Here is a 20,201-nt window from a genome sequence, read left to right on the forward strand (position 1 = left end):
AACGACGCCGTCGCACCGGCCTTGATCGCCTCCCCCCAGCCGATCAGCCGGTCCGCCGCCCTCATCAACTCCACCAGCGCCATCGGCGACATCGCCTCCGGCCGGGTCCCCTCCAACGCGCCAGCCAACGCACCACCGGGCGGCAAGAACACCCAGGCCGGCGCCCCCCGGCGCAACATCTCCCGTTCCGCCTCGTCCTGCTCGACACCGTCCCACTCCTGCCACTCCAACTCATCCACCCGCGAGAACCGATTCCGGCCCAGCAAGGCGTCCAGCTCGGCATCCAGGGCATCTTCCTCAGCGACGAAACGCTGATCGTCCGGGACCTCGGAACCCGTCAGGTGGTACAGGTCGTCCGGGACGTAGGCATCGTCCAGCGGCTCAGCGTCGCATGTGCAATGGGCACACGCGATGCCACCGTCAGGGGCCAGATCAGTGCGCGAGGCGGCACCGGCGGTGACCCGATGGTCGCCACCTGCCCTGGTGCCGGCGCTCGTCTGCATGCGCCTACATTAGAACATCTGTTCGATTTCACCAAATCAGGGCACGAAGGCGCGTTGAGAGCGGTGGCGGAAGGTGGTGGGGGTCAGGTCGTGGGCGGTGGTGAAGCAGTGGGTGAAGTAGGACTGGCTGGTGAAGCCGCAGCGGGTTGCGATGGCGGCGATCGTGGCGTTGGTTGCTGCTAGCAAGGATGCGGCGTGTTCCAGGCGGAGGTCGGTGACGAAGGCGGTCGGGGTGACGCCGTACGCCGCGCGCATCGACCGGGACAGGTGTGCGGCGCTGACGCCGGACAGTTCGAGCAGTCGCGGTACGCCGCCGCGGAGGTTCTCCTCGGCGCGCATCGACGTACACGCCTTGGCCAGCCAGTCCGGGATGCCTGAGCCGCCTGGGTCGCCTGGCGTCAGGAGGTCGAGGAGATCGATCCAGAAGCGCAGCAGGTCGTAGGCGGTCGGGGCGTTCTGGAAGCGGTCGAGGGCATGCTCGAAGACTGGTACGGCGGCCGGCTGATGGAAGCTGACCGGACCCCGCGACCCCCGTGGTCAGCAGGTGCTCGCCGCTGCCGGACACGACTCCCATGAACTCGTGGAAGTCGGCGTGCGTGTGCAGTTCGGTGTCGCGGGCACGGGCCGGGATCCGGACGCGCGCCGCGTGGTACGGCCGACCGAACGCGTGCGCCTCGAAGCGCAGGACCTGGCTCATATCAAGACAGTACAAATTCTCGTCGTACGGCTGCTAGTCCGTCGCGGCCCCGGACCACGACGCTGGAGGCATGTTCGAAACCGATGGTTATCTGATCTTCCGCGACGTCATCGACCAAGACCTGATCAAGGAAGTGAACGATCATGTCGAGTGGCTGCAGGCCCGGCATCCCGAGGTCCGGCCCGAGCAACTCGGGCACATCTACCTTCGTGACGACCCGTTCTGGGTCCGGCTGGTGAGCGACGACCGGCTCGTCGACATCGCCGAGAAGTTCGTCGGGCCGGATATCGCGCTGTTCGCGTCGCACTACATCTCCAAGCCGCCGTACTCCGGGCAGCCGGTGCTCTGGCATCAGGACGCCGCGTTCTGGCCGCTCGACCCGATGGAGGTAGTGACGCTCTGGCTGGCGGTCGACCACTCGACGCCGGAGAACGGCTGCGTCCGGGTGATCCCGGGAAGTCACCGCTCCGAGGTCGCCGGGATGCGGGACAACACCGACGTGGAGAGTGTGCTCGGCAAGGAGATCGCCGTCGAGGTCGACGAGTCGCAGGCCGTCGACATGGTGCTCGCGCCGGGCGACGTCGAGGTGCACCACCCGAACATCGTGCACGGAAGCAACGCGAACACCTCTCCCTATCGGCGCTGCGGGCTGACCATCCGCTACATCCCGACGTCGACGAGGATCACCGATCCGGAGTCGCCGTACCCGAGCGCCTTCCATCTGCGCGGCGAGCCGGGGGTGAACAGCTACCAGCCGCGGCCGCAGTACGTCGAGGGCCGGCACTTCCCGTACGCCGGAGCCTGAACTTGCGAAGAGCCCGCCCCTGACCGGGGCGAGCTCTTCGGTGACTCACTCGAGGCAGATCCGGAACGGGTGTCCCGCGGGGTCCGCGTAGATCCGCCAGCCGCGCGCGTTGTCGGCGGGCGGCGGGTCCAGCGGATCGAGCGGCTCGGCTCCGAGGGCGACCACGGTCGCGTGCCCGCTGGAGAGATCCTCGACGATGAGGTCGAGGTGGAGATCCTGCGCGTCGGTGCCGGGCCACGTGTCCGGCACGTACTCCTCCGAGCGCCGGAAGGCCAGCGTCGAGAACCCCAACGACGAGCCGGGGCCGGTCAGGCTCCGCCAGTCCTCGTCACCGTTCTCGTCGATCTCCAGCCCCAGCAGCGCCGAGTAGAACTGGGCGAGCTCGAGTGGGTCCGGGCAATCCAGGACCACCGAGCCGAGCCGCCCGGCAGTGCTGCCCGGCTGCTCTGCCACCTGCGTCATCTGTCCTCCACAATCTGTTGCGTCAGCCTGCTCCAGATACGGGGCAGGTCCGGCCAGGGTGCGTCTCCCGGTCCCACGCCGTAGCGAGCAGGTGCTCGGCGGAGTGCCTCGGTGAGCGGGAGCGGAGGGGTCGATGTGGTTCCATCGTCCCTTCGCTCCCGCTCAGCGAGGTGCCCGCCGAGTGCCGCGCAGTAGGCGTGGGACCGGGAGACGCACCCTCGGGCCCACTTTGTCGGAAGGCCCGGCCGCCTACGATGACAGGTCGCGGGGACAATTCGCACCTTTCGACACGCGTTCTCGGCCAGTGAGCCGGTCGCTGACAGTGAAGGTTCGAGCGCGCTACCCCTCAGACTGCTGTACGCCGGTAGCACGCCGGCGCTCGCCGAGTTTGCGGATCTTCGCCCGCGTCCCGCAGTCCTCCATCGCACACCAGCGCCGCGAACCGTTCCGGCTGCGGTCGAGGAACAGCCAGCCGCAGCCCCCGTCGTCGACCGGACAGGCCCGCAACTGGCGCAGCTCGACGCTCCGCACCAACTCGACCGCGGCCACCACCAGCCGATCCGGAATCAACTGCGCCGGCGACGTACCGACCACCAACTCCGCGATGCCACGCTCCCGGCCCGCGTCCGGGATCAGCATCGATCGCGCCGCCGCGGCCGACCAGCGGAGCATCAGCCGCTCGAACGCAGAACCCTCGCTGTGCTTGACGCCGTCGTCAGCGACCACAGCACCGGCCGCCCGCGGTGCGAACACGTCGTACGCCGCCTCGCGGATCTCCAGCGTCGCGTTCAGGGCCTTCGTGGCCAGCTCCGGCGACGAACGCCAGGTGCCTTCGACCGCGCTGTAGTCGCGCAAATCGATCAGCCCGATCCGGCGCGCCCAGGCGACCAGCTCGGCGGGCGACGTCAGGTAGTCGTGCTCCACCGCACCGCCTCGGACCCGCGGGGTGACCGTGTTCACCAGGTCGAGGGCAGGGTGCCCGCCCACGATGCGGAACTCCGCGTGAGAACTGTCGGTCACGAGTGAGATGCTACCACCATAGAATCCATTACTGGAATCAGGTGCCTCATGCCTCTCTCGTTCCGCCGAGCAAGCCTCGCACTGGTGTTCCTCGGCGTTTCGACCTTCTCCTTCGTGACCGTCGAGGTGCTTCCGATCGGTCTGCTGACCGTGATCGCCGACGACCTCGAGCGGTCCCGCTCCCAGGTCGGCCTCCTCGTCACCGGGTACGCCGCGGTCGTCGTACTCGCGTCCATCCCACTGGCCCGGCTCACCCATCACCTGCCTCGCCGCCTGGTGCTTGCCGGCACGCTCGGGGTCCTGACCGCTGCCACGGCACTCTCCGCGGCGGCTGCCTCGTACGAGATGCTGTTTGCCGCGCGGCTGGTGATCGCACTCTCACAGGCGCTGTTCTGGTCGATCGCCCCGCCGATCGCGACCAGTCTGTTCACGCCGGAGCTTCGCGGCCGGGTGATCGCGCGGCTCGCGATCGGCACGGCGCTGGCGCCGATCATCGGTATCCCGCTCGGCACCTGGCTCGGAGAACAGGCCGGCTGGCGGGTGCCGTTCGTGGTGATGACGGTGGTCGGAGCGGCCGCCTGCGTCGGGATCGTCGTCCTGCTGCCGCGCACCGAGGTGCCGGACAGTCCGTCGCGCCGGGGCAGCTCCCCTGATCTGCGGCGGTACGTCGTCCTGCTGATCGCGTCCGCCGTCGGTGTGACCGGATTCCTGACGTTCAACACGTACGTCACGCCGTTCCTGCTGGACGTCTCCGGGTTCTCGTCCGAGGTGCTCGGTCCGATGCTGCTGGCCAGTGGTGCCGGCGGACTGGCCGGCACGGTGATCGTCGGCCGCGTGCTGGATCGGCACCCGTGGGGCGCGACCGTTGTGCCGCTTGGCCTCATCACGGTCGGCCTGTTCGGGCTGTACGCGCTGGGACAGGTACAGGTCGTGACGGTCGCGCTGATCGCGGTGATCGGCCTGGCGTTCAGCGGGCTCGCAGTCGCCGTACAGAGCCGGACGCTCCAGATCTCCCCGGGCAGCACCGACATCGCGTCTGCCGGGGCCAGCTCGGCGTTCAACGTCGGCATCGCCGCCGGAGCGTTCGTGGGCGGCGCGCTGATCGACACCACGACTGTGCGGGCGGTAGCACTCGTCGGCGGCTTGCTGACCGCGGCCGCAGCTCTTGTCATGCTCAGCGAACCCCTGCTGGTCCGGCTGCGACGGACCGTGCCAGAGTGCCGGGGTGACCACGCCGTTTGTGAAGAGCCGGTCTGACGCACCGGCGGGCTTCTTCGAGGTCGAGGCGGCCGGTCTACGCTGGCTGGCCGTTCCTGGTGGCGTGCCGGTCGCTGAGCCGCTCCATGTCTCCCCCACTCGACTGACGACGACCAGGCTGGACATGTCTCCGCCGACCGAGTCAGCAGCCGAGGACTTCGGGCGGCGGCTGGCTGTCACGCATGACACCGGCGCCCGCTACTTCGGCGTACCGCCAGACGGGTGGAGCGGCGACGGCTACATCGGCACCATCCCGCTGCCACACGCACTGGAGCCGGTGGAGTCGTGGGGCGAGTTCTACGCGAACCTGCGCCTGCGGCCGTATCTGCGCGCCGCCTACGACCAGGGCATCCAACTGGACGGCATCGAACGCGTCTGCACTCGCCTGGAGGCAGGTGTGTACGACGACCCGTCCGACGAGCCATGCCGGATCCACGGCGACCTGTGGTCAGGCAACGTGCTCTGGACGCCCGACGGCGTACATCTGATCGATCCGGCCGCGCATGGCGGTCACCGGGAGACGGACCTCGCCATGCTCGCGCTCTTCGGGCTACCGCGGCTGGACCGCGTACTGCGCGCGTACGACGAGGCGCACTCGCTGAGAGACGGGTGGCAGCAGCGGATCGGGCTGCACCAACTGCACCCGTTGCTGGTCCACGTCGTGCTGTTCGGCGGCGGCTACGCGGCACAGGCGATCGAGGCAGCCAGGCGGTATTGAAGCCTCTTGACGTAATGCCAGGGGGCGCGAACACTTTCGATCATGATTCCGCAGCCCACGGCGCAGCAGGCGCTCTCCGACGAGACCTTCACGCTGCAGTCCGACGCCACCATCGGCCTCGACGACTCCTCCGCCCAAACGATCGCCGACCGGCTAGCGGCTCAGCTCCGCCGGTCGACCGGTTTCGCACTTCCGGTCCAGGAAGGCACCGGCACGATCACGCTGTCCACGAACGGCCCGGAGTCACTGGGTGCCGAGGGCTACGAGCTGCGCGCGGACGCGTCCGGCGTGACCGTCACCGCGGCGACCGCCGAGGGCTTGTTCCGCGGCGTCACCACCCTCCGGCAGCTCCTCCCCGCCAAGGCCGATGCCGACAGTGAGCAGGAGGGTCCCTGGGAGGTTGCCGGTACGACGATCTCGGACTCCCCGCGGTACGGGTACCGCGGGGTGATGCTCGACGTCTCGCGGCACTTCTTCACCCTCGACCAGGTGAAGCACTTCATCGACCTGGTGTCGCTCTACAAGATCAACCGGCTGCACCTGCACCTGTCCGACGACCAGGGCTGGCGGATCCAGGTGGACTCCTGGCCGCGCCTCACCGAGTACGGCGGCAGTCTGCAGGTCGGCGGCGGTACGGGCGGCTCGTACACGAAGGCGGAGTACGCCGACCTCGTCGAGTACGCCGCGGAGCACTACATCACCGTCGTACCGGAGATCGACACCCCAGGACACACCAATGCGGCGCTGGCGTCGTACCCCGAGCTGAACAAGGGCGACCAAGCACCCGACCTCTACACGGAGACCGAGGTCGGTTTCAGCTCGTTCGCCATCGGCAAGGACGTGACGTACGAGTTCCTCGACGACGTGTTCCGGGAAGTGGCCGAGCAGACGCCCGGTGACCTCCTGCACCTCGGCGGGGACGAGGCCCACTCGACACCGCACTCGGAGTACCTCGCCTTCATACCCAAGGCCGCTGAACTGGTCCTGAAGCACGGCAAGCGGGTGATGGGGTGGCACGAGATCGCCGACGGGCCGCTGCCCGCGGGCACTGTCGTGCAGTACTGGGGCACCGAGGACCCGAAGGCTCAGGTACTGGCGCAGCAGGCGGTGGAGCAGGGGGCGACGCTGGTCCTCTCCCCCGCGAACCGGGCGTACCTGGACATGAAGTACGACGAGGAGACGCCGCTCGGCCTGCAGTGGGCCGGGCTGGTCAGCGTGGAGCAGTCGTACAGCTGGAACCCGGCGACCCTGATCCCGAACGTGCCGGCGAGTGCGATCGACGGCGTCGAGGCGCCGCTGTGGACCGAGACACTCGACGACTTGGAGAAGGTCGAGTTCATGACGTTCCCGCGGCTGCCGGGCATCGCCGAGCTCGGGTGGTCGGAGGAGTCCGCGCTCGACTGGACGACGTACCGCGACCGGCTGGCCGAGCAGGGTCCGCGGTGGGAGGTGCTCGGCGTCAACTACTACCGGGCACCGGAGATCGACTGGCGCTAGCTGAGGATGCGGTCCAGTAGCCAGGCCGTGGTCGCGTCCACGTCCTGCTCGGCGACCGTGTGCTGCGTGACGTCGGCGGCCGCGTCGTCGGCGTCACGCACCTCCAGCCGGTACACGTACCGGTCCGGCTGCGGCCTACCGGTACCCAGGTCCTTGGCCGCCAGCTCGCGGACCGCGGCCTCCAGCCGATCGGCGTCCGGCTGGCCGCTGGTGTCCAGCTCGCCCTGCTTGGTCAGCCCGGCGAAACCACCGCTGCGGGTCACGCTGACGATCATTGTTGCCTCCTCGCTGTTACTGCCGCGCGTTGCCTGTCGTGCAACTGTCCACAGCCGCGCGACACGCCGGTGACTCCGATCAGAATCATGCGCCCATCACCCGGCGTACCGGCCATTGTCCTTCGTTGCCAACGTCGGGTCCCTTGCGTCGGCTGCGAAACAGCAGGTCGGCGCGGGATTTCAGGTTCCGGACCGGCCCTGTGCCGCCCAGAATCGGGCGTGCACGGAGGGTAGCGATCCGCGACAATCAGCGACACGTGTTTGTGGTCACCTCTACCATCCGCCCGCAGAACGGCTACAGTTATGGCGTTGCAAGTTTGGACTCCCTGACTTTTGCTGTGCTGCATGGCCGGTCTGTCGTCTGGGGCCTTTCGGCGACGCGCGGCTCATGAGGTGTGGGTCGCGGATTGTTAATAGCCATCGAGGAGATAGACAAATGGCTGTCGGTACTGTCAAGTGGTTCAACGCTGACAAGGGCTTCGGCTTCATCACCCCGGATGACGGTGGCGCGGACGTGTTCGCGCACTACTCCGCCATCCAGATGTCGGGCTTCCGCTCGCTGGACGAGAACCAGCGCGTAGAGTTCGAGATCACCCAAGGCCAGAAGGGTCTGCAGGCGGAGAACATCCGCGCGATCGGTTCCTGATCGCCCTTCCAGCACACTGACGAGAGGGTCGCACACCACCAGGTGTGCGGCCCTTTCGCCGTCTCAGTGCACCCGTCTCAGCGCAACCGCGGTACGACGTCGCTCGCGATCTGCTCGAGGACGGTTTCGGAGCCGGCGTACACGCCCTCGGCGCGGGGCCAGTGGGTGATGACGTCGGTGAAGCCGAGGGCTGCGGCGCGGCCGACGGCGTCCTCGAAGGCGGACGGGCTGGAGAGCGCGTAGCGCTTGGAGTCCAGGGACAGATACCGGTCCAGGTGGCGGCCCTCGAGGAGGTCGTCGAGGCGGTGGCTGAGGCCGGCGACCGACGTCCACCAGCTGTCCAGGTCGTCGGCCGCTCCCCCGGTCGTCATCCAGCCGTCGCCGTGCCTGGCGGCGAACTTGAGCGAGCGTGGCCCGTTGCCGGCCAGGATGAACGGGACACGTGGTTGCTGGACGCAACCAGGCAGCGTACGGCCGTTGCGCGTCTCGAAGTACTCGCCGTTGAAGTCGACACCGTCCGTGGTGAGCAGGGTGTCGAGGAGCTGCGCGAACTCCTGATAGCGATCCTGCTTCTCCCGCGGCGTCAGGTCGGGCCCGCCCTGGATCGTCGCGTCCAGGCTGCCGCCGGCGCCGATCCCGCACAGGAACCGGCCGTCCGACACGTCGTCGATCGCGAGGATGTCGCGGGTCAGCGCCAGCGGGTGCCGGAAGTTCGGCGAGGTGACGAACGTGCCGAGCTTGATCGTCGACGTGACCAGTGCGGCCGCCGTCAGCGTCGGCGTCGTCCCGTACCACGGTGAGTCCTGGAGACCGCTCCAGGTCAGGTGGTCGTACGTCCACGCATGGTCGAACCCGTACTCCTCCGCTCGCCGCCACCGCGGCGCGGCGTGCTGCCAGCGGTACTCCGGCAGAATCGCAATCCCGAAACGCATGACCGCACCTTACCGAGTGTGGCCGAAACCACGATTGTTGCGTTTTGCCACGATCTCCGACACGGTCGTAAGGCACTGTCCCCGACACAACAGAACGGAGGCGCGCCTAAGCGAGGCGTGACTAACCTGTGGCGATTGATATCGACAGCCAGGCAGACACTCAAGACCCCGCAACGCACCCCGCGATCGCAACACCCCCACCACCCGGCAGCCGAAGTCGCGGCTCCGGACTCGACCGCGTCACCTTCGGTGTCACCGCGGTCATCGCCCTGGCCTTCGTCGCCTGGGGCATCGCCGACGCCGCCGGTCTCGGTACGGCGTCCACCTCGGCCCTCGGATGGGTCGAACAGAACACCGGCTGGCTGTTCGTCCTGCTGGCCTCCGGCTTCGTCGTCTACGTGATCTGGCTCGCCGCCGGACGGTACGGCCGGATCCCGCTCGGCCGGGACGACGAGAAGCCCGAGTTCAAGACCGTGTCCTGGGTCGCGATGATGTTCAGCGCCGGCATGGGTATCGGACTGATGTTCTTCGGCGTCAGCGAGCCGCTCTCGCACTTCATCAGTCCCCCGCCGGGCACCGTCCAGGGCGGGTCGCCGGAGGCCCTCGAGACCGCGATGGCGACCACGCTGTTCCACTGGACCCTGCACCCGTGGGCGATCTACGCCGTCGTCGGCATCGCGATCGCGTACGGCACGTTCCGGCGCGGGCGGTCGCAACTGATCAGCGCGGCGTTCGCTCCGCTGCTGGGACGCCGTACCGAAGGACCGATCGGCAAGGTGATCGACGGGCTGGCGATCTTCGCGACCCTGTTCGGGTCGGCCGCGTCGCTCGGGCTCGGCGCGCTGCAGATCGGTTCCGGCGTCCGGATCCTCGGCTGGCTGGACAACACCGGGAACGCCGTCATGGTCGGCGTGATCGCCGTACTGACCGCGGCCTTCGTGGCCTCGGCGGTGTCCGGCGTCGCGAAGGGCATCCAGTGGCTCTCGAACATCAACATGGTGCTGGCCGTCGTCCTCGCGGTCTTCGTGTTCGTGGTCGGCCCGACCGTGCTGATCCTGAACCTGGTGCCGACCGCGATCGGTGACTACTTCCGCGACCTGGCCGACATGGCCGCGCGGACCGAGGCCAGTGGCGGCGACGCGATGGCGAAGTGGCTGTCCGGGTGGACCGTCTTCTACTGGGCGTGGTGGATCTCGTGGACGCCGTTCGTCGGTATGTTCATCGCGCGGATCAGCCGCGGCCGCACGATCCGGCAGTTCGTCACCGGGGTACTGCTGGTGCCGTCGCTGGTCAGCGTGCTGTGGTTCTGCATCTTCGGCGGTACGGCGATCGACATCCAGCGTGACGGTACGGACATCGCCGGCGCGTCGACGACCGAGGGTCAGCTGTTCGGCATGCTCGACCACATCCCGCTGAGCGCGGTCACGACGGTCATCGTCGTCCTACTGGTCGCGATCTTCTTCGTGTCCGGTGCGGACGCCGCGTCGATCGTCATGGGCACGCTGTCCGAGCGCGGTGCGATCGAACCGAAGAAGCCGCTGGTGATCTTCTGGGGCGTGCTGACCGGCGCGGTGGCGGCGGTCATGCTGCTCGCCGGCGGAGGTGGCGCCGACGCCTTGCAAGGCCTGCAGAACCTCACGATCGTCGCGGCGCTGCCGTTCGCGGTCGTGATGGTCGGCCTGGCAGTCGCCTTGGCCAAGGACCTCCGCACGGATCCTTTGATGCTGCGCAGCGAGATCGGCTCGGAGGCGGTCGAGGCTGCGGTCATCGAAGGAGTCAGCAACCACGGCGAGGACTTCACGCTGGTGGTCACCGGCAACGGCGAAAAGCAGGACGAGGCACCTACGAAGTAGGCGTCGGGAACGTGGCTAGGGAGCTGGTGCCGATGCTTCCTAGCCACACCTTCCCATCGCGTTCGCGGACGCCGGTCGGCATGTGGAAGGCCGGGTGTTTGGCACGCAGGTCGTGGATCAGTTCGCCGGTTTCGTCGTACGCCTGGATCTCGATGATGTCCGCGGCCTTCGGCTTCAGCGCGTCCGGCAGCGACCAGACGACCTTGCGGAGCACGGGATGCTTGGGCAGCAACAGGTCGAGTACGGCGTTGCGCGGCGAACCGACCGCGACCCAGATCAGGCCGTCGGAGCCGCGGGCGATGTTGTCAGGAAGTCCCGGGATCTCGGCGATCTGCACCGGCTCGGCGCCCTCGGCCGTGAGGTCGAGTTTGTAGAGCCCGTACGTCGCGGTCTCGGCCCAGAAGAGCGTACGGCGATCGCTGCTGAGCGCCACGCCGTTCGGAAAGCCGCGACCGGTCGCCAGCCGGGTGAGCTCCCCGTCGGGCGTACGGCGGTACACGCTGCCGGTCGTGGAGTGTTCGAGAAGATCGGCCATCCACTCGTCGATGCCGAACCGCGTCGACGAGTCGGTGAAGTAGATCGTGCCGTCCTCGGTGACGTCCGCGTTGTTGCAGAACCGCATCGGCCGACCGTCGATCTCGGACAGCAGCGTCGTGATCCGGTTGTCCTTGTCCAAGGTCAGCAGACCGCGGTTCGCGTCGCAGATCAGCACCTTGCCGTCCGGGAGCCATTCCAGGCCGAGCGGCCGACCGCCGGTGTCGGCGAGGGTGGAGATCGTCTTGCCGTCGGCGCTGACCCGCAGGATGCGGCCGTCGTACAGACCGGTGAGAACACTGCCGTCGTCGTCGATCAGTGTGTCCTCGGGTCCCGCGCCCGGCAACGCGACGACCTCGACGTCGATGCCCTTCGGATGCCGCACCGGCGGTGCGGGCGGCGGGGTCCAGCGAACAGGCGCGATCGACGACTTCATGCGCAGACCCTAGCGCGCTGCACCGGACCGACCACAGGGGGTACGGGAACGTCTGAGCCCGGACCAGGTCGGTCCGGGCTCTGGCGGAGTTGCTAGAAGATGACCTCGCCGCGGGCGCGGCGGGCGCGGAGCTTCTCGAGGGCTTCGTCGAGGATCTCCTGCGCCTCCTGCTCGGAGCGGCGCTCCTTCACATAGGCCAGGTGGGTCTTGTAGGGCTCGATCTTCGGCGGCGGGGGCGGGTTGTTCACATCGGTGCTGGTCGGCAGACCGCACCGTGGACAGTCCCACTCCTCCGGGATGGCCGCCTCGACCGCGAACCAGGTCGCGGTCTCGTGCCCGTTCGCACAGAAGAACACGATGCGCTGCCGGGGCGCGGTGTCGCCGCGCTCCGCCTCGCCCATCGGCCCGGCACCGACCCGGCTGCCACGAATCGCACTGCCACCACCAGCCACGGGAACCTACTCCCCCTCAGCCGAGCTTGTAGAGCAGGCCGAGCGCGACGATGGCGGCGAACCAGATCAGACCGACGCCGATCGTGATCCGGTCCAGGTTCCGCTCGGCGACCGACGAGCCGCCCAGGCTGGACGACACACCGCCACCGAACAGGTCCGAGAGGCCGCCACCGCGGCCTTTGTGCAGCAGCACCAGCAGCGTCAGGAACAGGCTGCAGACGATCACGACGATCGAGAAAGCGAGAATCACGAGGAGTAGCCTAACTGAAGGTCCAGGTAACGGCAGATGCCGGCGAACTCGTCCACCTGAAGGCTCGCGCCTCCGACCAGGCAGCCGTCGACATCCGGTTGGGCCATGATGCCACCTGCACTGGCCATCTTCACCGATCCACCGTAAAGAATCCGTACCGAGTCGGCGACCGAGGGTGAGATCGTCTCCTCGATCCGGCCCCGGATCGCGGCGATCACCTCCTGCGCGTCCTCCGGCGTCGCGACCTCACCGGTGCCGATCGCCCAGACCGGCTCGTAGGCCAGCACCAGCTTGCGGACGTCGTCCGGCTTCAGCCCGGCCAGCGCGCCGTCGACCTGGGCCAGCGTGTACGGAACCTGCTCGCCGGCCTTGCGGACCTCGAGCCCCTCGCCGACACAGACGATCGGGATCAGTCCGGCCTCGAGCGCCTTAGCCGTCTTCGCGTTGACCAGGGCATCGTCCTCGGCGTGGTACTGCCGACGCTCGGAGTGACCGGTCAGCACATAGGTGCAGCCGAGCTTGCTCAGCATCGCCGCCGAGATCTCGCCGGTGTACGCCCCGGAGTCGTGCGTGGACACGTCCTGCGCGCCGTACCTGATCTTCATCCGGTCACCGTCGACCAGCGTCTGCACGCTGCGGATGTCGGTGAACGGCGGCAGCACCGCCACCTCGACCCGCTCGAAGTCGTGCTTCTTGTCCTGCAGCGTCCAGCTCAGCTTCTGCAGCAGGTGCACGGCCTCGACGTGGTTCAGGTTCATCTTCCAGTTGCCCGCCATCAACGGCGTACGGGCAGCGGAGTTGTCGGTGGCCATCTCAGTCCTCTTCCAGTACCGCGAGACCCGGGAGCTCCTTGCCCTCCAGGTATTCGAGCGACGCACCGCCACCGGTGGAGATGTGGCCGAACGCGTCGTCGGCGAAGCCTAGCTGCCGGACGGCGGCCGCGGAGTCACCGCCGCCGACGACACTCAGGCCGTCCACCTCGGTCAACGCCTGCGCGACGGCCTTGGTTCCGCCGGCGAACGCCGCCATCTCGAACACGCCCATCGGACCGTTCCAGAACACCGTCTTCGCCGCGGCGACCTCGGCGGCGAAGGCCTTCGCGGAGTCCGGGCCGATGTCCAGGCCGAGCTGGTCGGCGGGGATCGCGTCCGCGGCCACCACGGTGGCCGGGGAGTCCGCCTTGAACTCGGGCGCGACCACGATGTCGGTCGGCAGCACGATCTTGTCGCCGGCCTCCTTCAGGTAGCCGCGGACGACGTCCAGCTGGTCTTCCTCGAGCAGGCTCTTGCCGACCTCGTGGCCCTGCGCCTTCAGGAACGTGAAGACCATGCCGCCGCCGATCAGCAGCTTGTCGGCCTTGGCGATCAGGTTGTCGATCACCGCGAGCTTGTCCGACACCTTGGCGCCGCCGAGCACGACGACGTACGGCCGGGCCGGGTCCTCGGTGAGCTTCTTCAGTACGTCGACCTCGGCGAGCACCAGGCCGCCCGCGGCGTGCGGGAGCTTGCGCGCGACGTCGTACACACTGGCCTGCTTACGGTGCACGACACCGAAACCGTCGCTGACGAACACGTCGGCCAGCGCCGCGAGCTCGTCGGCCAGCGCACCACGCTCGGCCTCGTCCTTGCTCTCCTCGCGCGGGTCGTACCGCACGTTCTCCAGCAGCAGGACCTCACCCTCGTCGAGATCCTGTACGGCGGTCTGCGCCGCGTCACCGGTGACGTCGGTGGCGAACCGCACGGTGATGCCCTCGGGCTGCAGCAGCTCACCGAGCCGCTTCGCCACCGGGGCCAGCGTGTACGCCGGGTTCGGCTCGCCCTTGGGGCGGCCGAGGTGCGCGGTCACGATCACCTTCGCGCCCGCCTTCGCCAGCTTCACCAGAGTCGGCAGCGACGCGCGGATCCGGCCGTCGTCGCCGATCACGTCGTCCTTGATCGGCACGTTCAGGTCGGACCGGACCAGCACCCGCTGCCCGGCCAGGTCGCCGAGGTCTTCGATGGTCTTCACAGTTCAGGCTTCCTCGTGAGAACGAGCTTGCGCCCGAAGAAGCACCAGGCTCTCTTCGGACGCAAGCAAGCGGAATGTCAGAGCGAGGCGCCGACGTGGTTCACCAGGTCGACGAGGCGGTTCGAGTAACCCCACTCGTTGTCGTACCAGCCGACGACCTTGACCTGGTTGCCGATCACCTTGGTCAGGCCGGCGTCGAAGATGCAGGACGCCGGGTCGGTGACGATGTCGCTCGAGACGATCTCGTCCTCGGTGTAGGTCAGGTAACCCTTCAGCGAACCCTCCGCCGCGGCGACCTTGTAGGCCTCCTTGACCTCGTCCACGGTGACCTCGCGGCCGACGGTGACGGTGAGGTCGGTCGCCGAGCCGGTCGGGACCGGGACACGCAGCGCGTAGCCGTCCAGCTTGCCCTTGAGCTCCGGCAGCACCAGGCCGATCGCCTTCGCGGCGCCGGTGGAGGTCGGGACGATGTTCAGCGCGGCCGCACGGGCGCGGCGCAGGTCCTTGTGCGGACCGTCCTGCAGGTTCTGGTCCTGGGTGTACGCGTGGATCGTGGTCATCAGACCCTTTTCGATCCCGAACGCGTCGTTGAGGACCTTCGCCAGCGGGGCGATGCAGTTGGTGGTGCAGGACGCGTTCGAGATCACGGTGTGCTTCTCGGCGTCGTACAGGTCGTGGTTCACGCCCATCACCACGGTCAGGTCCTCGTTCTTCGCCGGGGCGGAGATGATGACCTTCTTGGCACCGTTGTCGGCGTGCGTCTTCGCCTTGGTGGCGTCGGTGAAGAAGCCGGTGGACTCGATCACCACGTCGGCGCCGACGTCCGACCACTTCAGGTTGGCCGGGTCGCGCTCGGCGAACGCCTTGAAGCTCTTGCCGCCGACGGTGATGTCGTCGTCGGTGGCGGAGACCTCACCCGGGAACCGGCCCAGGATCGAGTCGTACTTCAGCAGGTGAGCGAGGGTCTGGTTGTCGGTCAGGTCGTTGACGGCGACGACCTCGATGTCGGCACCGGACGCCTGCACGGCGCGGAAGAAGTTACGGCCGATGCGGCCGAAGCCGTTGATACCTACGCGTACGGTCACGGGTCTGCGTCTCCTCAGAACTAGCTTTGGCACTGCCGCTACAGCCCGAACACTAGCCCAACAGCCCACTCGATCAACTGGTAGCGTCCAGATGAGACCACCGGTTATTTTTCACGGCTTCAGACCAGACCACTGGCTGGTACGACGAACGGCGATTTCCGGAACGTCTCTCCGGAAACCGCCGCTCGCACTGTTCAGAACGTGCCGTTCACCCGATTACGGAAGAACGTTCACCGCAGCCCACGCCTTGTCCACCGCGGCCCGCTCCGCGCTGCTCACGCCGTACAGGTCCGTGGCGGCGTTCAGCGTCGCGGTCCGGGCGCCGTGGTAGTCGGTCCGCGACGTCATATACGTCGTCAGCGCGCGGTACCAGATCTTCTCCGCCTTGGTGATGCCGATACCGGTGACCGATGTCCGACGTCGACTCGTTCAGGCCGCCGGATTCGCCGCTGTAGCGCAGGCCTGCCGAGCGGCTGGTGACGCCGTGGCTCATCTCGTGGCCGGCGATGTCCAGCTCGACGAGCGGGCCGATCCCCTGGCTCGCGTCGCCGTCGCCGTACCGCATGCAGAAGCAGGAGTCGCTCCAGGACGCGTTCACGTACGCGCCGTCGTGGACGTACGACTTCGCGCCCTTGCCGTCGTTGGCGATGCCGTTGCGGCCGTGCACGCTCTTGTAGTAGTCCCACGTCTTGGCGATGCCGTAGTGGGCGTCGACGCCGGCGGTCTGCACGTTCGAGTTGCTGCCGGTCCCCCAGACGTTGTCGGCGTCGGAGAACAGCGTGCCGGCGTTGTACGTCGCGTTGCCGCCGCGGACCGGGTCGACCATCGTCCAGCTGGTGCCGGACTTCGTGGTGTCCAGTCCGACGGTGCCGACGTACAGGCCGGTGCCGCTGCCGAGGTCGTCGTTCACCGTGGTCCAGCTGTCGAGGACCTTGCCGTTCTGCGCGTCGACGTACGTCTCGGTGCCGGTCGGCTCGCCGTTGGCCTTGCGGCCCTCGCTGACGACCTTGTACGCGAGCTTCGACTGGCCGGCGTTCGTGACGAACACGACGAGCTGCTGCTTGCCGGCCTTCTGCTTCGCGACTGCTGTGGCGGCGGCGGCCGGCTTCACGGACAGGGCGAGCTTGCCGACCCCGCCAGTCGTCGACCGGGCCTTGCCGGCCTTGTCCTGGTGTACGACGACGTCGCCGCCGACGACCGGCAGACCTTGGTACGTGCGGTCGAAACGGACGTGGCTGCTGCCGTCACCGTCCACGACGACGTCACGGACGACCAGGTCGCCGCCGTCGCCGATGCCGAGCTGTACGGCGTTGGCGCGGGCAGCGGCCACCGGGGACACGGCGGTGCCACCGGGTTGGGCGGCCTGCACGTTCACGGTGATGGTGACGACGGCCAGACCGGCGATCGCGGTCGCGGCCAGACCGGCGCGATGAATGCGCTTCATGCGAACTCCCTTGGGCGGAAGACGCGCACGATCCGGGACAGGGTCGCACGCGAATGGGCACGCACACCCTCATCGAGTACACCGAGGTAAAGGAACCGATCGGCCTCGAAAACCCCGGAATCACCGGGAAAACCTTCAGCCCCGGACCAGTCACCCGCGGAAACGGCGACGGCCCCGGAAACGAGTTCCGGGGCCGCAGGTCGTACGGGAATTCGCTGCCGGTCAGGCCGGGTCGAGCATCTCCGGGGTGAGGTTGGCTTCGGTGTTGGGGACGCCGAGGTCGCTGGCGCGTTTGTCGGCCATCGCGAGCAGGCGGCGGATGCGGCCGGCGACGGCGTCCTTAGTGAGAGCCGGCTCGTGCAGCTGGCCGAGCTCTTCGAGGCTTGCCTGCTTGTGCTCGAGCCGCAGCTTGCCCGCGATCTGCAGGTGGTCCGGTACGTCGTCGCCGAGGATCTCCAGCGCCCGCTCGACGCGCGCGCCCGCGGCTACCGCGGCTCGTGCGGAGCGGCGCAGGTTCGCGTCGTCGAAGTTGGCCAGCCGGTTTGCGGTCGCGCGGACCTCGCGGCGCATCCGCCGCTCCTCCCACGCCAGCACCGACTCGTGCGCGCCGAGCCGCGTGAGCAGGGCACCGATCGCGTCACCGTCACGGATCACCACGCGGTCCACGTTCCGTACCTCGCGGGCCTTCGAACCGATCCCGAGCCGCCGCGCCGCACCGACCAGCGCGAGCGCCGCCTCCGGTCCGGGACACGTCACCTCGAGCGACGACGACCGGCCGGGCTCCGTCAGCGAACCATGCGCAAGGAACGCACCGCGCCAGGCCGCAACCGCGTCACAGGACGCACCGGACACGACCGCGGGCGGGAGCCCTCGGACCGGACGGCCACGGTTGTCCACGAGTCCGGTCTGCCGCGCGAGCGCGTCACCGTCCCGGACCACGCGGACGACGTACTTCGTCTGCTTCCTGATGCCTGACGGGGAAATCACCACCACGTCCGACGGGTGCCCGAAGATCTCGGCGATGTCCTTACGCAGCCGCCGCGCCGCGGCGCCGCTGTCCAGTTCGGCCTCGACGACGATGCGTCCGGACACCAGGTGCAGCCCGCCGGCAAACCGCAGGATCGACGAGACCTCGGCCTTGCGGCAACACGGTTTCGTCACCTGAATACTGGTCAACTCGGACTTCACCTGTGCTGTCATCGCCATGAAGGCCATCCTCCCACCCGTGTCAAAGACCCAACGGGCGGAAGCTGCCCCGGTTACGCGCCCTGCAACCTTTCGGCGCACTGAATGCGTTACTCCGGCGATGTTCCGAGAGGAGGGGTATGAAGGCACCGGACGACGCCGAGTTCACCGAGTTCGCCGCGACCACGATCCGGCGGCTGCGCAGAACGGCGTACCTGATGTGCGGGGACTGGCACCGGGCGGAGGACGCGGCGCAGGACGCGCTGGTGAAGGTGTACCGCCGCTGGCACCGGATCGACCGCACCCAAGGGCTGAACGGCTACGCGCACCAATGCCTGGTCACGGCCGTGTTCGACCAGTCCAGGAAGCCGTGGCGGCGGGAGCGGCTCGTCGACACCGACGAGCGGATTGCGCCGCAGCCTGATCCGCTCGGCACCGTCGAGGACCGGTTGCTCGTCGTGCAGGCACTCGGCTCGCTGCCGCCGAGTCAACGGGCGTGCGTCGTACTGCGGCACTACGCCGACCTCAGTCTCGAACAGACCGCCGACATCCTCGGCATCGGCGTCGGCGGCGTGAAGAGCCAGACGTCCCGCGGCCTCACCCGCCTCCGCGAACTTCTCGACCAGACCGAAAGGAGCGCCTCATGAGCGAGCGCAGCGAGCTCATCATTCAGCACAGCGTGCCTCGTGTCTCATCCGCGCCCGGAGCGAAGCGAGGACGTGGATGAGCAGGGACATCGAACGCCTGCTGGCCGCTGCCGCCGACGACACCGACCAGCCACTGAGCACCGACGTCGACGATCTGCTCGTCCGTGCCCGGCGCTCCGTGCGGAAGACGCGGATCGCAACGGTCTCCACCGCCGTCCTCACCACGGGCGTCATCATCGCTGGTGTCGCCACGTGGTCCGCGAACCGCAACGAGAGCACTGGCCCGGCGGACGGTCCGAAAGTCACGATGGACGCTAAGACCGGTCGCATCGTCAGCGACGAGGCCGGAGCGCAGGTGCAGCCGCCTCCGCCGGTCAGCCAGTTGAGCGACGACAACCTGCGCAACCAGTGCAAGCAGGCGGATCAGGAGTACGTCGACTTCTTGCGCGAGCACGGCGCCAACGCCTTCGACAAGGGGCAACCGCTCGACGCCCGCTGGAAGGTCGTCGTGAAAGCCGGCACCGGCAACCGGGTGCAGGCGATGTTCTTGTCACCGGACCAGTCCATCGTGAGCACCTGCACGTTGATGAGCGTCGGGCAGGCGCAGTCCTACGAACGGGTCAGCACGAAGGCGGAGGCCACCTCTGGCCGGACGCCGACCAGCGCGCCGGCGCTCCGGGTTCCGGACGGTGTCCGCGAGGTTCTGGTCGACCTCGACGGCGAGGCCCAGCCGCGGCAGGCGCTCCTGGGCGAGAACGGTTACTACTCACTCGGGTTCGACGACTCGCGCACCAGCGGACGGCTGCGGCAGGTCCGCGGGTACGACGCCGAAGGCCGCAAGATCTTCGAGTACACGCGCCCGCCGCTGCCGACTGCAGCGACCGAACGACCCGTCCCGGACAGCGTCACGGTCAAGACCGCCGAGCCGGTCACGCCGAACGTCGTACTCACGAAGGACCCGTTGACCGGGAACGCGCTCGCTCCCCCGCCGCCGGTCAGTCCGCTGACCGACGAGCAGATCACCACCCGGTGCCGCGGCGTGGACGACATCTACTTCAGTGGCAGCAGCAAAGTTCAGGATCCGCGGATCAAGGCCGCCGGCCCGGTCACGAAGGACTGGCAGGTCGCGCTCAAGACGGGCACCGGCAACAAGCTCACCGCCGTACTGATCTCGCCCGACAAGAAGGTGTACGCGTGGTGTCACATGCTGGCGCCCACGGCGAAGGGCGCGTACGACTACACGCGGAGCGCCGTACAGGCGAACGGGAAGTTCGCCGACGACTTCAGCTTCGGGATGGTGCCGGACGGCGTCGCGCAACTCGTCGTCGACCTGCCGAGGCAGGGCCCGACCCGCGCGCTGATCTCGAACGGCTACTACATCTGGGGCCTGACCGGCGGGAACTCCGACATCCAGAACGTCCGGATCCGCGGGTACGACGCCCAGGGCAAGCAGGTGTACACGGCGAAGAAGGACGTCGACGCGGACTTCGACTGAG

The 20,201-nt window shown here is 68.2% G+C and carries 22 protein-coding genes and 1 pseudogene; 8 read left to right on the plus strand and 15 right to left on the minus strand.

The features are described from left to right. Both ACLJOO_RS42090 and ACLJOO_RS42095 read right to left on the minus strand, forming a co-directional pair. Positions 1-503, minus strand: a 503-nt coding sequence (locus tag ACLJOO_RS42090) for a hypothetical protein (protein WP_410793919.1), incomplete at its 3' end; no start/stop codon positions are given. Between the two features lie 36 nt (positions 504-539). Continuing rightward, on the minus strand, positions 540-842 hold the full coding sequence (locus ACLJOO_RS42095) for a helix-turn-helix domain-containing protein (protein ID WP_410793921.1): 303 nt from the start codon (positions 840-842) through the stop codon (positions 540-542). A gap of 428 nt (positions 843-1,270) precedes the next feature. Here ACLJOO_RS42095 and ACLJOO_RS42100 point away from each other — a divergent pair, with 428 nt between their 5' ends. Then, positions 1,271-2,005 carry a phytanoyl-CoA dioxygenase family protein gene (locus tag ACLJOO_RS42100; RefSeq protein WP_410793923.1) on the plus strand — a complete coding sequence of 245 codons (735 nt, stop codon included), beginning with the start codon at positions 1,271-1,273 and terminating at the stop codon, positions 2,003-2,005. A gap of 45 nt (positions 2,006-2,050) precedes the next feature. Here ACLJOO_RS42100 and ACLJOO_RS42105 read toward each other — a convergent pair whose 3' ends face one another. Both ACLJOO_RS42105 and ACLJOO_RS42110 read right to left on the minus strand, forming a co-directional pair. Then, complete coding sequence (locus ACLJOO_RS42105) at positions 2,051-2,467, minus strand: VOC family protein (protein ID WP_131296908.1); 417 nt, start codon at positions 2,465-2,467, stop codon at positions 2,051-2,053. A gap of 339 nt (positions 2,468-2,806) precedes the next feature. Further along, positions 2,807-3,487 (minus strand): CGNR zinc finger domain-containing protein, encoded by a 681-nt coding sequence (locus ACLJOO_RS42110; protein WP_410793925.1) that lies wholly within the window; start codon positions 3,485-3,487, stop codon positions 2,807-2,809. A 48-nt stretch (positions 3,488-3,535) separates the two neighbouring features. Between ACLJOO_RS42110 and ACLJOO_RS42115 the strand changes: the two genes are divergently transcribed. The 3 genes from ACLJOO_RS42115 to ACLJOO_RS42125 are packed head-to-tail and all read left to right on the plus strand — an operon-like array spanning position 3,536 to position 6,959. Further along, positions 3,536-4,744 carry an MFS transporter gene (locus ACLJOO_RS42115; RefSeq protein ID WP_410793927.1) on the plus strand — a complete coding sequence of 403 codons (1,209 nt, stop codon included), beginning with the start codon at positions 3,536-3,538 and terminating at the stop codon, positions 4,742-4,744. Continuing rightward, complete coding sequence (locus ACLJOO_RS42120; RefSeq protein ID WP_410793929.1) at positions 4,713-5,462, plus strand: fructosamine kinase family protein; 750 nt, start codon at positions 4,713-4,715, stop codon at positions 5,460-5,462. Before ACLJOO_RS42115 ends, ACLJOO_RS42120 begins: the two co-directional genes overlap by 32 nt. 42 nt (positions 5,463-5,504) lie before the next feature. Next, positions 5,505-6,959: a beta-N-acetylhexosaminidase gene (locus ACLJOO_RS42125; RefSeq protein WP_410793930.1), complete on the plus strand. Its 1,455-nt coding sequence runs from the start codon at positions 5,505-5,507 to the stop codon at positions 6,957-6,959. Here ACLJOO_RS42125 and ACLJOO_RS42130 read toward each other — a convergent pair. Beyond that, entirely contained in the window at positions 6,956-7,234 is a 279-nt protein-coding gene (locus ACLJOO_RS42130) for a protealysin inhibitor emfourin (RefSeq protein WP_410793932.1), read from the minus strand. The two genes, ACLJOO_RS42125 and ACLJOO_RS42130, sit on opposite strands and share 4 nt — an antisense overlap. A gap of 436 nt (positions 7,235-7,670) precedes the next feature. Here ACLJOO_RS42130 and ACLJOO_RS42135 point away from each other — a divergent pair, with 436 nt between their 5' ends. Continuing rightward, positions 7,671-7,880: a cold-shock protein gene (locus ACLJOO_RS42135; protein ID WP_130385526.1), complete on the plus strand. Its 210-nt coding sequence runs from the start codon at positions 7,671-7,673 to the stop codon at positions 7,878-7,880. A gap of 77 nt (positions 7,881-7,957) precedes the next feature. Here ACLJOO_RS42135 and ACLJOO_RS42140 read toward each other — a convergent pair whose 3' ends face one another. After that, positions 7,958-8,812 carry an LLM class flavin-dependent oxidoreductase gene (locus tag ACLJOO_RS42140; RefSeq protein ID WP_410793934.1) on the minus strand — a complete coding sequence of 285 codons (855 nt, stop codon included), beginning with the start codon at positions 8,810-8,812 and terminating at the stop codon, positions 7,958-7,960. A 128-nt stretch (positions 8,813-8,940) separates the two neighbouring features. Between ACLJOO_RS42140 and ACLJOO_RS42145 the strand changes: the two genes are divergently transcribed. Further along, positions 8,941-10,665, plus strand: a complete 1,725-nt coding sequence (locus ACLJOO_RS42145) for a BCCT family transporter (RefSeq protein ID WP_410793936.1) — start codon at positions 8,941-8,943, stop codon at positions 10,663-10,665. Here the strand turns inward: ACLJOO_RS42145 and ACLJOO_RS42150 are convergent. The 9 genes and pseudogenes from ACLJOO_RS42150 to whiA form a co-directional block, all read right to left on the minus strand. After that, the gene (locus tag ACLJOO_RS42150) at positions 10,655-11,635 is read right to left on the minus strand and encodes an SMP-30/gluconolactonase/LRE family protein (protein ID WP_410793938.1); all 981 of its coding nucleotides are present in this window, start codon (positions 11,633-11,635) and stop codon (positions 10,655-10,657) included. The genes ACLJOO_RS42145 and ACLJOO_RS42150 overlap by 11 nt on opposite strands. A 92-nt stretch (positions 11,636-11,727) precedes the next feature. Next, on the minus strand, positions 11,728-12,087 hold the full coding sequence (locus tag ACLJOO_RS42155) for an RNA polymerase-binding protein RbpA (RefSeq protein WP_131296896.1): 360 nt from the start codon (positions 12,085-12,087) through the stop codon (positions 11,728-11,730). Positions 12,088-12,103: 16 nt separating this feature from the next. Beyond that, positions 12,104-12,337, minus strand: coding sequence for a preprotein translocase subunit SecG (gene secG / locus ACLJOO_RS42160; protein WP_130385521.1), 234 nt, complete (start codon positions 12,335-12,337; stop codon positions 12,104-12,106). After that, the gene (gene tpiA / locus ACLJOO_RS42165; RefSeq protein ID WP_410793940.1) at positions 12,334-13,149 is read right to left on the minus strand and encodes a triose-phosphate isomerase; all 816 of its coding nucleotides are present in this window, start codon (positions 13,147-13,149) and stop codon (positions 12,334-12,336) included. Before tpiA ends, secG begins: the two co-directional genes overlap by 4 nt. A 1-nt stretch (position 13,150) precedes the next feature. Beyond that, positions 13,151-14,344, minus strand: a complete 1,194-nt coding sequence (locus ACLJOO_RS42170) for a phosphoglycerate kinase (RefSeq protein ID WP_410793941.1) — start codon at positions 14,342-14,344, stop codon at positions 13,151-13,153. Positions 14,345-14,421: 77 nt separating this feature from the next. Next, the gene (gap, locus tag ACLJOO_RS42175) at positions 14,422-15,429 is read right to left on the minus strand and encodes a type I glyceraldehyde-3-phosphate dehydrogenase (protein WP_131338300.1); all 1,008 of its coding nucleotides are present in this window, start codon (positions 15,427-15,429) and stop codon (positions 14,422-14,424) included. A 216-nt stretch (positions 15,430-15,645) separates the two neighbouring features. Continuing rightward, entirely contained in the window at positions 15,646-15,828 is a 183-nt protein-coding gene (locus ACLJOO_RS42180) for a M4 family metallopeptidase (protein WP_410794048.1), read from the minus strand. 133 nt (positions 15,829-15,961) lie between these two features. Beyond that, positions 15,962-16,873 (minus strand): annotated as a pseudogene (locus tag ACLJOO_RS42185) (peptidase M4 family protein); the annotation flags it as partial. Positions 16,874-17,095: 222 nt separating this feature from the next. Next, positions 17,096-18,079 carry a DNA-binding protein WhiA gene (whiA, locus tag ACLJOO_RS42190; protein WP_130385515.1) on the minus strand — a complete coding sequence of 328 codons (984 nt, stop codon included), beginning with the start codon at positions 18,077-18,079 and terminating at the stop codon, positions 17,096-17,098. Between the two features lie 119 nt (positions 18,080-18,198). Here whiA and ACLJOO_RS42195 point away from each other — a divergent pair, with 119 nt between their 5' ends. After that, entirely contained in the window at positions 18,199-18,705 is a 507-nt protein-coding gene (locus ACLJOO_RS42195; RefSeq protein ID WP_410793943.1) for a SigE family RNA polymerase sigma factor, read from the plus strand. A 76-nt stretch (positions 18,706-18,781) separates the two neighbouring features. Continuing rightward, positions 18,782-20,200 (plus strand): hypothetical protein, encoded by a 1,419-nt coding sequence (locus ACLJOO_RS42200; RefSeq protein ID WP_410793944.1) that lies wholly within the window; start codon positions 18,782-18,784, stop codon positions 20,198-20,200. Position 20,201 lies beyond the last annotated feature (1 nt).

This window comes from Kribbella sp. C-35, from assembly GCF_046549195.1.
GTDB lineage: Bacteria > Actinomycetota > Actinomycetes > Propionibacteriales > Kribbellaceae > Kribbella.

Coding starts and splice junctions, on each gene's coding strand:
- ACLJOO_RS42095 (WP_410793921.1), bottom strand. CDS start 842: ATGCGCGCCGAGGAGAACCTCCGCGGCGGCGTACCGCGACTGCTCGAA.
- ACLJOO_RS42100 (WP_410793923.1), top strand. CDS start 1,271: ATGTTCGAAACCGATGGTTATCTGATCTTCCGCGACGTCATCGACCAA.
- ACLJOO_RS42105 (WP_131296908.1), bottom strand. CDS start 2,467: ATGACGCAGGTGGCAGAGCAGCCGGGCAGCACTGCCGGGCGGCTCGGC.
- ACLJOO_RS42115 (WP_410793927.1), top strand. CDS start 3,536: ATGCCTCTCTCGTTCCGCCGAGCAAGCCTCGCACTGGTGTTCCTCGGC.
- ACLJOO_RS42125 (WP_410793930.1), top strand. CDS start 5,505: ATGATTCCGCAGCCCACGGCGCAGCAGGCGCTCTCCGACGAGACCTTC.
- ACLJOO_RS42130 (WP_410793932.1), bottom strand. CDS start 7,234: ATGATCGTCAGCGTGACCCGCAGCGGTGGTTTCGCCGGGCTGACCAAG.
- ACLJOO_RS42135 (WP_130385526.1), top strand. CDS start 7,671: ATGGCTGTCGGTACTGTCAAGTGGTTCAACGCTGACAAGGGCTTCGGC.
- ACLJOO_RS42140 (WP_410793934.1), bottom strand. CDS start 8,812: ATGCGTTTCGGGATTGCGATTCTGCCGGAGTACCGCTGGCAGCACGCC.
- ACLJOO_RS42150 (WP_410793938.1), bottom strand. CDS start 11,635: ATGAAGTCGTCGATCGCGCCTGTTCGCTGGACCCCGCCGCCCGCACCG.
- tpiA (WP_410793940.1), bottom strand. CDS start 13,149: ATGGCCACCGACAACTCCGCTGCCCGTACGCCGTTGATGGCGGGCAAC.
- whiA (WP_130385515.1), bottom strand. CDS start 18,079: ATGGCGATGACAGCACAGGTGAAGTCCGAGTTGACCAGTATTCAGGTG.
- ACLJOO_RS42195 (WP_410793943.1), top strand. CDS start 18,199: ATGAAGGCACCGGACGACGCCGAGTTCACCGAGTTCGCCGCGACCACG.
- ACLJOO_RS42200 (WP_410793944.1), top strand. CDS start 18,782: ATGAGCAGGGACATCGAACGCCTGCTGGCCGCTGCCGCCGACGACACC.